Consider the following 12304-nt stretch of genomic DNA (forward strand, 5'->3'; position numbering starts at 1 on the left):
TAAAAACCAGTGCTATGCGTTTACAAAAAGCATTGCAGCGTTCCAACGCGCTGTTCATTGCCTGGGCCGTCATTGCCTCTTTTGGAGCTTATTTTTGCATGTATGCCTTCCGAAAACCCTTCAACGCGGGTCTTTATCAGGGACTTGAACTGGGTGACGTTAGTTACAAGGCCGTTCTGATCATTGCGCAGGTTGCAGGTTATACACTTTCCAAATTTGCCGGGATCAAGGTCATTTCAGAGCTGAAACACAGCGCCCGTGTCAAGCTCATTATCTCCTTAATCCTCGTTGCTGAGATCGCCTTGCTTTTCTTCGGACTTGTTCCTTACCCTTACAATTTCATATTTCTCTTTATCAACGGCCTGCCGCTCGGGATGGTTTATGGCGTTGTTTTTAGTTTTCTGGAAGGGCGCCGTTTTACCGAAATGCTCGCTATGGGCCTGAATATCAGCGTTGTGGTTGCTTCTGGAATCTTGAAAACCACTTACATTGAACTGCACACCATGCTTCCGGGCATTTCGGAATTCTGGATGCCGGTGTTTATGGGCGCATTGTTCCTGCCGTTTTTCTGCTTTTTCGTGTGGATGCTTTCGGTGATTCCTGAGCCTACGCCCGAGGACATTCAACTAAGAACGGAGCGGAAGCCGATGACGAATGAGGATAAGCGCGTCGTGATGGCGCAATTTGGCTTTCCGATCGTTTGTCTGGTTGTGTTTTATGCAACGCTCGTTGTGCTGCGTGATTTCCGGGATAATTTCACGATTGAGATCTGGAATGAAATTGACGCCAACTGGGGAAGCAGCGTTTTTACGACGACTGAAATGATCACAGGAGTCGTTGTGCTGGTAATCATTGGCAGCCTGGCTTTTGTGCGGGATAATGTGAAGGGATTTCGACTAACGAATCTTATCCTTTTCGCATCCGTGACGTTATTGGGAGCGGGAACATTTCTTTTCCAAAAAGGCGCTATTAATGGCTTTTACTGGATGTTAATGGTGGGATTGGGGACATTTCTGTCTTACACCGTTTTGCAGACAGTCATTTTTGAACGCATGATCGCGCTTTTCAGGATGCGGGCCAATGCGGGATTTTTCGTTTATATCTGCGAAAGCATTGGTTATCTCGGCAGCGTGGCTTTGCTGCTTTATAAAGAGTTTTTCATGAAAGAACTCAGCTGGTCCAAAGTGCTGATGCAGTTCACCTACATTCAATTTTTCCTCGGATTGCTGCTGCTTGCATTTGCCAATATTTACCTCGAAAAAGTTAGGGCAGCGCGTGAAGAAAAGGCTGATGATTCGAGCCTGGCAGCTGCATAATGTGCTTGAAAGGCACAAAAAAAGGAGAACTAAATGGTTCTCCTTTTTAATCTCAATTTCACCTTAATAACTGATTCTCTAACTATTTTGCAATTTTAAGCTCGACAATCGAAGCTTTTTGTGCCGGCGTGTATTTGGCGAAATCGTTGTTTGCTTTTTCGCGTTGCGGTGCCGGCGTTTCGAAGTGTCTGGGCCGAAGCTGGTAATGTATTTGGAGCCGCTACTTTTGTTTTATCTTCTATGTTGGCAAATGCGAAAGTAGTGCTGAGCGCCATAGCGCAAACGAATGTTGTGATTGAATTTTTCATAGCTAAATCTTTTTTAATTCTTGTGTTTGTCTTATTTGACTGTACAAATGTAAGTCAATGTTTCTGACACGCATAGGATTTTTTTAAGAAATGAGCTAATGGCAATATGAATGGTTTTAATTGATGATGAGTAATTTAAAGGTCATTCATGAAAATGAAGCGTTGCGCAGAAGCTCATTATTAAAGAAAAATTGATTCGCATTAAACATTTGAATAGTGCAATTTGATTTAGTTTTCAATTAGCACATTTAGCTAAGTCGTTTGGCGCCGGTGAGCAGGAGCGGAGCTTATTTTGTTTTCGCTTTGATCAGAATGTATTCAATGTCATTGCCGGATGCAAAGGCTGAGATCTGAGAATATTTTTCGTAGTTATCCCATCTTTTGAGCTGATCTTCATCCACATTTGGTTTGATGTTTTCTTTCAGATTCAGCAGTCCCAATATAACCCGGTCTTCAAAATCATAATCTGAAAGCTTGTTCAGCTGAATTTGATCAGCGATTTCATTGATAAAAATGATCTCAACCTTTCCTTCGCGATAGATCATTTTAGGGCATTTTTCGCAGCCAGCCACTTCGTCTTTGTAATAACTGTCCAGTTTTCCTTTTCCTAAAACAGCCTCAACTTCCTGCATATTGCGAAAAGCGATTTTTGGCAAGTCCAGCTCCACAGTAACCGGCGCATTTTCGTCACCATCGCCAAGCACAAAGAATTTTATAAAAATGGCAATCAGGACGACAATGAATGCAATGAATTTCCAATTTGCCCATTTGCGCTTAACAGTAGTTGTTTCCATGAGGATGGCTTGATTTTTTAAAGTACGACAGTGATTTAAGGTTATACAAAGAATATCATGCCAATGGCCTATGAGAAGCATCATTGAAACGCCCGAGTCCAATTATGGGCAGTTAACCATTTCTGAGGCAACATTGATCCAGGAAAATCTGCGCGAGCAACTGGATCTTACGCCTATGGATAGCGGAATTAAAACCATTGCCGGCGCCGACATTTCCCTGGATTTGAACAGCGAGACGGTTTACGCCGGGATTGTCATTTTAAGTTTTCCTGAGCTCGAACCTATTGCGTATTCACTGGTTCAAGGCATTAATATTTTTCCTTATGTCCCTGGTTATCTTGCATTTCGCGAAATTCCTTCCATCCTGAAAGCTTTTGAGCAAATTCCAGTGAAGCCTGATGTGATCATGTTTGACGGCAATGGGATTTTACACAAACGACGAATTGGAATCGCGTCGCATTTCGGTGTTATAACGGACACTATTACGATGGGATGTGCCAAGAAAAAGCTGGCGGGAATTTACGCAGAACCGGGTAATGTGACAGGTGAATACAGTCTGGTAACCGACAAAGGTGATACGATTGGATTTGCATTGCGGAGTAAGCAAAAGGTCAAACCGATTTTCATCTCGCCGGGACATAAAATGAGCCTTAAAGACAGCATGGACATTGCGATGCAATGCATTAGAAAACACCGGCTCCCCGAGCCTACCAGAAGAGCGCACGAATTCGTCAACCGGTTCAGGATCGGGGAGTTAAGCGAAGGATATCATGAAATTATTTGAGTGACTTATCGATTTCGTCGAGCAAATAAGTTTTGGAATCTGACTCGTATTCCCAGAACATGACGCCTCCCAATTTTTTGTCTAAAACATATTTGCATTTGTCGCGCACCGATTGCTCGTCGTCATAACTTAGCACGTCACCCGTTTTAGCATTAAGCAAATAAGGCGCTTTTGCATCCTCGTCACGATATTCTTTAAAGCCTTTTTTATTAACCAGACTATCTTTGATCATGGTGTAGCCATCCACATATTCCTGCTTGATCTGCTTCTGTCCTAGTCCTTTATCCAATTTGGCAACACGGAACATGCGGCCATAAAAAGGAAGTCCAACGACCAGTTTGTTCATGGGAACGCCTTCTGCTGCAAACGCCTTCACAGCCGTGTCCACAGAGTGACTCGCTTTGTAGATTTTTGACGGATACAAAGCAGCATGATGCACAGCCGTGTCGCCCTGAAAAAGGTCGTAAGTCATCATATTCACATAATCCAGATATTTCGCCGCCTTTCCCATTTCAACCACTTTCAGGAAAGATATAAAACCCGGAACTGCGGTGGTCAGCAGCTTTTTCTTGCCCGATTCTTTCTCAAAAGCATCCAGCTCCTGCCGGATTGCTTCGAACATTAATGTGAAGTTTTGCTTGTCTTCCGGTCTGAAAACGTTGCCGTCTTCGCCCGCCATGCCCGGATATTCCCAGTCAATGTCCACACCGTCAAGGTCATATTTTTTGATAATGTCAACCGCACTTGTCGCAAATATTTTTCGTGAATCTGCGGTTAAAACGGCGTCAGAGAAGTTCTCACTCCACGTCCAGCCGCCCAGGGAAATGAGGATTTTGAGGTCCGGATTTTTTTCTTTCAGCAATTTAAGCTTCCGAAAATTGGTGGAATCCGTTTTTTCATTGGTTAAAAATGCTTTGCCTTTCTGTACATCCACGAATGCGTAATTAATGTGCGTCAGCTTTTCAACCTCAATGCTGTCCGTTTTGATAAGTCCGCGAAAACCGCCCACATAACCGATCACGACTGGTTTTGCGGATGTGCTATCGGTTGCGGCTGCGGATTCTTCCTTTTTTTCTTCGGATTTACATGCATTTAAGAACAGCAGCGGAGTCGCCAGGAGCAGGGCTGTAAATGCGGGAATGAGGGTTTTCGTAAATTTTGTAAAAAGCATGGGATTAGGATATGATTTGTAGCGATAAAGTAACTACAAATTTAATCCGCTTGCAATGCTTCGAGCTTTTGTAATGCCTTCGCCATATCCACACCTTTTCCCAAAACACCTTTGAAAAGATCGCCTTTTTCTTCAACGTGTTTGAGCATATTCTTGATTGTAAAATCTTTTGGGGTCAATCCGTGCTTCACTTCGCTCCATTCCAGCGGCGCGGAGACAGTCGCTCCCGGCTTCGGGCGCACGCTATATGCAGAGGCCAGCGTCTGCGCGATCCTATTTTGCATAAAATCGACATAGATCTGGTTCTTTTTCCGCTTGGAAAGGGATCTTTCCAGCGTAGTGATTTCCGGCAGGCGCTCGGTCACCATTGTTGCCAGGATTTCGGCGAAATCGCGGCTTTCATCGTAAGTATATTTTTTGCCAAAAGGAATGTAAACGTGCAGCCCGCTCGATCCGGATGTTTTGCAAAAACCCGTCATTCCCGTCTGATCAATAAGCTCTTTAATCACAAGCGCAACGTCGATCACCTCATCAAATGTGTTCTTATCCGACGGGTCGATGTCCATCACAATGTAATCCGGATTATCCAGCTTGTTGATCGTAGAATTCCACGGGTTCATCTCAATGCAGCCCATATTGGCCAGATAAAGCAGCGTTTCGACATCATTACAAATGAAATAATTCACCATTTTCCCAGTCGATTCCGCCAGGATCTCTTCTGTTTTGATCCAGTCCGGAACATTATCGCCCGCATCCTTCTGAAAAAAGCTAGGCTCGTTGATTCCGTTCGGATTGCGCCGCAAAGACATCGGCCGGTTTTTGAGATAGGGAATAATGTAAGGCGCGATCAGGCTGTAATATTCCAAAAGCTCGCCCTTGGTAATGTTGTCATCAGGCCAGTAAATCTTTTCTAGATGCGTCAGTTCCGCTTTCTTTTTCATATCACGATGCTTTTCGTTTTGGCGCGCTCAAACTTTCCTTCAACTGGGCCATAAGGTCCTTGCTTTTCGAATGCACGATCTTCATTTTCGGAGCGGTCGGTTTTTTGCCTTTCGCTTTTTCCATAATGAGTTTCAGCAGCGACTCATTGTATGTGTCTTTATAGTTAGAAATGTCAAATTCGGTGGTCAATTGCTCGATCAACTGCACAGCCATCGCCATTTCAGCAGGCTTGATCTTCACGTCCGGAATGTCCAGCTCGTCCGATTCCCGAATTTCATCCTGGAACCTGATTTTATTCAAAATGAGCATGTTACCAGCCGCTTTTATCAAGACCAAACTTTCCCGGTTTCTCAAAACATACGTTCCCAAACCCGCCTTACCCGTCTTTTTCAACGCATCGCGCAGCAATGCATAAGGTTTTCCACCCGATTTTTCAGGCTGTAAATAGTAAGGCGTTTCGTAGTAAATGCTGTCGATATCTTTTTCGTTGACAAATTCTGCGATTTCAATGATCTTGGTTTTTTCAGGGCTTGCCTTTTCAAAATCCTTTTCATCAAGCACCACATATTCGTCTTCGACTTTGTAGCCCTTCACAATGTCATCCCAGTCCACCTCTTTGCCGGTGTTGCCATTAACACGCTGATATTTAATGTTCGCGTGATCTTTTTTGTCCAGCATATCTAAATCCAGCTCGGCTTGCTGGGTTGCGCTAAACAGTTTTACAGGAATGTTGACAAGGCCAAATCCAATGGCTCCGGACCAAATTGCTCTCATATCTTTCTTCGATAGTGACGAATGGTTTTAGACAGCATTTTTGTAAAAATCCGTGCCGCGTCACTGACCGAGCCAATTCTTGAAAGCACCCATCCGCTCACGGCTGATCAGAATGTCGTTATCTGCGCAATTTTCAAGGTGGATTTTCAGGCGGCTGTTGGAGTAAGTAAAGACGTCCTTAATGGCCGCAATCGAGCAGATGTATTTTCGGTTGATCCGAAAAAACCGCTCCGGCGAAACCATTTCTTCAATGTCATCGAGAATGTAATCAACATTGTATTTTTTGCCCTGCACAGTTTGCAAAATCGTCACCTTATCCTCACTGAAAAAGAATGCAATGTCTTGCACATCAATCGTTTGAATGCGTTCGCCGGTCTTCACCAGAAAGCGGGTTTTAAATGTTTTGGTTGTGGGCAGGATAAGGCTGCGGATCTGTTCCAATGAAATTCCTGTCTCCTTTTTTCCAGATCTGAATTTTTCAAGTGCTTGTCTAAGCTCTTCGGGATCAATGGGTTTTAGCAAATAATCAATGCTGTTTGAGCTTGAATGCTTTGATCGCATATTGGTCATAAGCCGTGCAGAAAATGATCGGCGCAGTCACTTTTATTTTATCAAAAATTTCAAAACTAATGCCGTCCGCAAGCTGAATGTCGAGAAAGATCAGGTCCGGTTCCGGGTTGCTTGCGAACCATTGGACCGCAGCAGTCACCGTATCCAGGCTCGCAATAACCTGCGCTTCCGGCAAATGCTGGCCAATTAATTGGATCAGGCGCCTCACCGCTGGTTTTTCGTCTTCAATGATTAAGATCTTCATAATAGGAAGCCCCTTCCGGAGCTAAAAACTGGTTTGAATCATATTTTCCAGAAACAGGTTGCCCCTCCGGGGCGGTTTGGCTGCGCAGGGGCAGCTTTTTGTTTCAAACAATTTGCTAATGTAGGCTTAATGCAAGCGGCATGGTGAATTGGTTTCTTTAATCATCACAAAATCAAACGTAATGCCGGTAGCATGTAATATTGGTAGAATTGACGATCGCAAAATCAAACGCAATGCCGGAGGCATGTCATATTGGTAGAATTTAATGATCGTAAAATCGAACGCAATGCCGGTAGGCATGTAACGGCGTGTGTTACGTTCCTCGTTTCATCCCTGCCGGGATTGAAATTGCCGTTTGATCGCGTTGCTACCAATATTTCGTCGCGCCGCGACTTGGCGTTTTTCTTAGAAACGGGTTGTTGCTCCGAGGCTGTTTGGGCTTGATGTAACCTTCTGTTTCTGCCAAGTTGCGAATGTAAACGCAATGCCGGTGGCATATCCTATTTGTAGAACCGATGTCACAAAATCAAACGTAATGCCAGCGGCATGTCATATCGGTAGAATTTAATGTTCGCAAAATCGAACGCAATGCCAGCGGCATATCACATTGGTAAAACCGATGATCGCAAAATCAAACGTAATGCCGGTAGGCATGAAATATTGGTAGAATTGACGATCGCAAAATCAAACGCAATGCCAGCGGCATGTCATATTGGTAGAATTTAATGATCGCAAAACAAACGCAATGCCGGTAGGCATGTAACGGCGTGTGTAACGATCCTCGTCTCATCCCTGCCGGGATTTAAATCGCCCTTTGATCGTGTTTTTGCTACCAATATTTCGTCGCGCCGCGACTTGGCGTTTTTCTAGCAAATTCCCAATAACGGCAACCGCACGATGAAAAACTGATCTTCATTCGTAACTGAAATCTCCTCTGCGCTTAACAGCTCATATCGTTTGCTAATGTTCGAAAGGCCTATGCCGGTTGATTCGTCGGGCAAACTGCTTTTGGGTTGCAAATTGTTTTTTACAATTAGTTGATTATTAATCAATTCAATGTTGATTTTCAATGGCATTTCGGTCGATGCAACATTGTGCTTGATGGCGTTTTCGAGTAATAATTGTAAGGAAAGCGGGGGTAAAAGTCCTTCTGAGTTGCCTTGGATTTTGATTTGATATTGCAAACTTTCCTCAAACCGGATCTTTTGTAACGAAAGGTAATTTTCGGCGAACTGCAACTCTTGTTTTAATGTCACAAGCTCTTCCTGCTGCACTTCCAGCACATAGCGGTAAATGCCCGAAAGCTGGCGGATGAACTTTGCGGCTGTGTCCGGATTCTCATAAACTAGATTACTCAGCACATTCAGCGAGTTGAACAAAAAATGTGGATTGAGCTGGTCTTTCAAGGATTGATATTGCTGCGCAAACCGCTCCGTTTTCAGCTGTTCGGACTCAATTGCCGCCGTCCGCCATTCCAGTAAAAAAGAACGGCTGATGAGTATGAACAGAATCACGAAGGAGATTTTCATTGGAAAGGCGGTCCAGCTTACCAGCCTGTTCCACGGAATGTTGTTTAGCGTAAATGTTTTTGTAACAAAGAATTGGAATAAGAAAATGATCACAATGCTCGCACAGAACACGTACAAAAAGTAGCAAAGGCTTTCTAAAATCAATCTTTTGACCGGATATTGAATCCAGGAAATGGTCTGGTCGAAATAATCTTCCATCAAAAAACCGCCATAGCTCAATGTGGAAGACATGACGAATGAGATCAGGATTTCCTGCGCCAAAGCGCCGTAACCTTCGCCTGTGGCAATGCATTCAGCGAAGGCGCCGATCGAAATGACCATCGCAATCAGCAGGTTGGCGCCGATAAAAGCGGGAGAGAAATTCCAGAATTTTTTTGAGCCTCGCGTTGTCAATTTCATGTGCCGCAATATTGCCGAATAATATGCAATTCTAAAAGTGGTTTTACTGACAGCCTTTTACCATTTTCTCAGCCAAATTCTTTCCCCAGTAAGGCATTAATGCTGATTTTAAAGCTGCTTCGTCTTGCTTAGCGAACATGGCGAGACTTTCCTTCGCCAACCCGCACGATTTCTCCATGCCCGAGCCGAAAAACTTTGCCATACCTTGTTCCATTTGCGCCAGTAATATCATTGCGCGGGGATTTTTGTCGTTGAGCGCCAATGCTTTCCCAAATGTTTGCAGCACCTGGCCGGATAAGCCCGGCCCGCGTCCGCCCGGATCCACGCTCACTTTGGCCATGGTTATAAAGCCTTGCAAAGCCACGATTTCTGAAATTGTTTTTGGAAACCGCATCTGCTTTTGAAGCTATTTCTGCTGCTTTTGCCAAAACTTCGTCACGTTTCTCGGCAGGCAATGCTTCGTCGATACCTTGATATGCCCCGGCCAGCGCCTGATAATAATAAGGTTGCCATTCATTGGGATTAAGCTCGGAAATTCTGGCAAATGCATTGGCCGATTGCTGATATTGAGGAACCGAATCGGCTTCCATGAGCTTGGCGATTTCCTTTTTCATCGCTTTCTGATAAGGCGAATCCTGGGCGGCTGCGCTGAACATTGTGATCAGCATTGCGATGGTGATTTGTAGTAACTTTTTCATGAATGATAGATTATAAATTGTTTAATTGATTTGCTTTTTTATCCTTCGAAAGTGTGATGAAAAGGCCTGCGAAAAGAAATCTTTTCGCGCCCTGGCCAACGGGCTGACTGGCATAGGAACCCGTTTCGTCGGGTTGTGACGCATATTTATAGCCAAACACATTCTGCCTTCCGAGCACATTGGAACAAGCAACGTGGATGATGACATTGGGTTTCGGGAGATAGCTGATGCTCAGACTGAGGTCGCTGTAAGGCTTTGTTTTCTGCTGCATTTCTCCGGGCAAATTGGGATTGTCAAACGTGTAGCCGCTGTTCCACGACCACGATGTGCCGAGCAAGGATTTGATGGAAGTAACGAAATGCTTCACGACCACCGAGCCATTGTGTTTGGGTGCAAATGATGGCTGGACTTTGGTTTCATAAGCCGCAAATTGACGCTTGCTGTCCACAAAACTGTAAGTGACCCAGAAATCCGTGTCCTTGATTGTATTCTTGTCGCGTAAGAAAAAGTCCACGCCTCTTGCATATCCCGAGCCGTTCAATGCAAGGTTTTTCGGCTCGGTTGTTGATCCTTTGTAAGTGACCAGATTGTCATAGTTTTTATAAAAAGCCTCAGCGCGGAATGTGAGGTTGTTATTGACAATGAAGTAATTAAGAATGTAATGTGTTGCAGCGGAATTTTTCAAATCCGTTTGCAGGACGGCGTAAGTTTTTCCTCCGCCAGCTGCTTGAATTTCCCTGCCGCGAATGAGAACTGGCCCTGATTGCTGAGCTTATAAGCAACCGAAAACCGGGGCGTAAACCACATTACCTTTGCCAGCGAACTATAACCGCTGCGTAAACCGCCCACGACGATCAGGCTGTTGCTGAAATAATAAGTGGCTTCGACGAAATGGTTGAACTGATGATCTGTAAACTGTCGTTTCCGGTTTTCAACCTGCGTGGCTTCTGAATAACTTTTGGCATAAAATTCCAATCCGTTTTTTACAGAAAACTGGGATGAGAAATCTTTGACAGCGGCTATTTTGGAATGGAAAACCTGATTAATCTGCCTGATATCGTCTGCATTGAACCGGGTGGCGTCGCGGTTATTGGACAAAGCAGCGCCGCCGTAGAAAAGCCAGCCTTTGTCGCCAGAATGACGAAATGATACATTGCCGTAATGATATTGGTTGTTGAGTTTTACATAATCTCCACGGCTATTTTCCCCCGGAATCTTTTGCCAGATGGCCATATTGCTGCCCTCGGTGTGAAAATATGCTTTAATGAAACCTGCCTTACCCGTCACTGCATTGCCCCATTTCTGGCGCAAGGAAATCTCGGTGTCCCAGTTGGAAGGCGCTTTTTCCCAATCAAAATCCTGCTTAACCAATGCCTGGTAAGGAGCCAGATTGTAATAATTGGCCGAGGCGGTTAATGCTCGGTCATTTCCAACCAATGTTTGTGTGTAACCTCCGCCCAATGACATGACACTGATGTCGCCCGGCTTCTTAGCGGAATGTCCACAGTGTTTAATGCCAATGCAGACGAAAGTGCTTGTCCATATTCGGCTGAATAGCCGCCTGTGCTGAAAAATGATCCTTTGAAAAGGTTGGCGCTGAACCGGTTGCGGGTCGGGACGTTGGCGGTTGTGCTGCCAAATGCATTGCCAACCTGCAACCCATCGATATATATGGCCGTTTCGGAAGCATCGCCGCCGCGGACAAACAGCCTGCCGTCGTTGCCGACTGTGGAAGTGCCGGGTAATGTTAGTAATGCAGCCGTAATGTTGCCCATTGCGCCGGAAGTGGTCACAATGTCCAGCGGTTTCAGCACGACCGATTTCTTCTCGTCCCCTGCTTCCATTGCGCCGGCTGTGATCGTGACCGCGTTTAACTGGTTAATGGCTTCGTTTAAGGAAATATTCAATGTCAAAGGCTGGCCTTTCAGCTCCAAAGTAACCTCGTGCGTTTTGAAACCAATGGCTTGAACGCTTAAAATCTGGCTTCCCGATTCACCCGTGATGAATGTAAATGCGCCAGTTGCGTCGGAAGATGTTCCGTCATAAGTGCCTTTCAGAATGACATTTGCACCTGGCATTGCGGCTCCTTTATGATCTGTTATTTTGCCGGAAATGGTTGTCTGGGCAGATGTTGCGAGTGCCGTAAAAAGTAAAAAAGTAATCAATAGCGTTTTCATTTTGCCCTTTGTTTGAGACAAAATTGAGCAGAAGGAAATGGCTGAGAAATTCAGTCTGACCGAAGTTCAGAAGCAGCAGTATGAAGTGCGGAAAAAGTTGTCCGAAGTGGAAAGCGAAGGCGAAAATTTTGCGGAAAACGGATGATCAATTCAAACGTAACTGAGTGCTTATTTTCATTTTTTGAACATTAATCATAAAATTTTTTCTAAATTTTTAAATCGCACTGAATCAGCATGTTAATTTTCTGATTTGTGACTTGAAGCATGCCTAAGTGCTGTTTTTGCTGCTTTCTTAATCCTTGAATTATCCCGCTGGCATATTTATTTAAGAAGCCTTTCCAAAACAGTTTTACAACGACTAACTCTTAATCAAATATAACATGATAGCGACACTTGGAAATAACGCAATAAGCACTTTGAAGCCTGGCGCAGTTCTTACAGTTACGGGCGCAAATACCGAAACAGACGCGCAGAGAGAAGTAGCAGATTTCTTACAAATGAGCAACAGAACTGACCTTGGTTATTTTGCTATCTCAAAAGATTACTACTTGTTGTATTTGAAGTCAGAAGGTTCGTTAAGTGGAATTGCTTAGAACTA

The 12304-nt window shown here is 44.4% G+C and carries 15 protein-coding genes; 3 read left to right on the plus strand and 12 right to left on the minus strand.

Annotated elements, in window-relative coordinates:
- Positions 1-14: 14 nt before the first annotated feature.
- Positions 15-1316: a DUF5690 family protein gene (locus AC0IYG_RS10305; RefSeq protein ID WP_471711003.1), complete on the plus strand. Its 1302-nt coding sequence runs from the start codon at positions 15-17 to the stop codon at positions 1314-1316.
- A gap of 95 nt (positions 1317-1411) precedes the next feature.
- On the opposite strand, the gene AC0IYG_RS10310 is transcribed toward AC0IYG_RS10305, so the two are convergent.
- Positions 1412-1624, minus strand: a complete 213-nt coding sequence (locus AC0IYG_RS10310) for a hypothetical protein (protein ID WP_471711004.1) — start codon at positions 1622-1624, stop codon at positions 1412-1414.
- A 287-nt stretch (positions 1625-1911) separates the two neighbouring features.
- Positions 1912-2418, minus strand: a complete 507-nt coding sequence (locus AC0IYG_RS10315; protein WP_471711005.1) for a hypothetical protein — start codon at positions 2416-2418, stop codon at positions 1912-1914.
- 70 nt (positions 2419-2488) lie between these two features.
- Here AC0IYG_RS10315 and AC0IYG_RS10320 point away from each other — a divergent pair, with 70 nt between their 5' ends.
- Complete coding sequence (locus AC0IYG_RS10320) at positions 2489-3202, plus strand: endonuclease V (protein ID WP_471711006.1); 714 nt, start codon at positions 2489-2491, stop codon at positions 3200-3202.
- On the opposite strand, the gene AC0IYG_RS10325 is transcribed toward AC0IYG_RS10320, so the two are convergent.
- The 10 genes from AC0IYG_RS10325 to AC0IYG_RS10370 form a co-directional block, all read right to left on the minus strand.
- Entirely contained in the window at positions 3195-4373 is a 1179-nt protein-coding gene (locus AC0IYG_RS10325) for a glycoside hydrolase family 18 protein (protein WP_471711007.1), read from the minus strand. The two genes, AC0IYG_RS10320 and AC0IYG_RS10325, sit on opposite strands and share 8 nt — an antisense overlap.
- Positions 4374-4414: 41 nt before the next feature.
- The gene (ligD, locus tag AC0IYG_RS10330; protein WP_471711008.1) at positions 4415-5314 is read right to left on the minus strand and encodes a non-homologous end-joining DNA ligase; all 900 of its coding nucleotides are present in this window, start codon (positions 5312-5314) and stop codon (positions 4415-4417) included.
- 1 nt (position 5315) lies between these two features.
- Positions 5316-6089, minus strand: coding sequence for a non-homologous end joining protein Ku (ku, locus tag AC0IYG_RS10335; RefSeq protein WP_471711009.1), 774 nt, complete (start codon positions 6087-6089; stop codon positions 5316-5318).
- 60 nt (positions 6090-6149) lie between these two features.
- Positions 6150-6650, minus strand: coding sequence for a LytR/AlgR family response regulator transcription factor (locus AC0IYG_RS10340; RefSeq protein WP_471711010.1), 501 nt, complete (start codon positions 6648-6650; stop codon positions 6150-6152).
- On the minus strand, positions 6616-6903 hold the full coding sequence (locus AC0IYG_RS10345) for a LytR/AlgR family response regulator transcription factor (protein ID WP_471711011.1): 288 nt from the start codon (positions 6901-6903) through the stop codon (positions 6616-6618). The genes AC0IYG_RS10340 and AC0IYG_RS10345 overlap by 35 nt, the downstream gene beginning before the upstream one ends.
- Positions 6904-7769: 866 nt before the next feature.
- Complete coding sequence (locus tag AC0IYG_RS10350; protein WP_471711012.1) at positions 7770-8831, minus strand: sensor histidine kinase; 1062 nt, start codon at positions 8829-8831, stop codon at positions 7770-7772.
- A gap of 128 nt (positions 8832-8959) precedes the next feature.
- Positions 8960-9529 (minus strand): hypothetical protein, encoded by a 570-nt coding sequence (locus tag AC0IYG_RS10355; protein WP_471711013.1) that lies wholly within the window; start codon positions 9527-9529, stop codon positions 8960-8962.
- A gap of 10 nt (positions 9530-9539) precedes the next feature.
- The gene (locus AC0IYG_RS10360; protein WP_471711014.1) at positions 9540-10214 is read right to left on the minus strand and encodes a hypothetical protein; all 675 of its coding nucleotides are present in this window, start codon (positions 10212-10214) and stop codon (positions 9540-9542) included.
- Entirely contained in the window at positions 10211-10996 is a 786-nt protein-coding gene (locus AC0IYG_RS10365) for a TonB-dependent receptor (RefSeq protein WP_471711015.1), read from the minus strand. Before AC0IYG_RS10365 ends, AC0IYG_RS10360 begins: the two co-directional genes overlap by 4 nt.
- Positions 10942-11706, minus strand: coding sequence for a carboxypeptidase-like regulatory domain-containing protein (locus tag AC0IYG_RS10370; RefSeq protein WP_471711016.1), 765 nt, complete (start codon positions 11704-11706; stop codon positions 10942-10944). Before AC0IYG_RS10370 ends, AC0IYG_RS10365 begins: the two co-directional genes overlap by 55 nt.
- A 380-nt stretch (positions 11707-12086) precedes the next feature.
- Between AC0IYG_RS10370 and AC0IYG_RS10375 the strand changes: the two genes are divergently transcribed.
- The gene (locus AC0IYG_RS10375) at positions 12087-12299 is read left to right on the plus strand and encodes a hypothetical protein (protein ID WP_471711017.1); all 213 of its coding nucleotides are present in this window, start codon (positions 12087-12089) and stop codon (positions 12297-12299) included.
- Positions 12300-12304: the final 5 nt, after the last annotated feature.

It is taken from the genome of Dyadobacter sp. AC419, assembly GCF_979253085.1.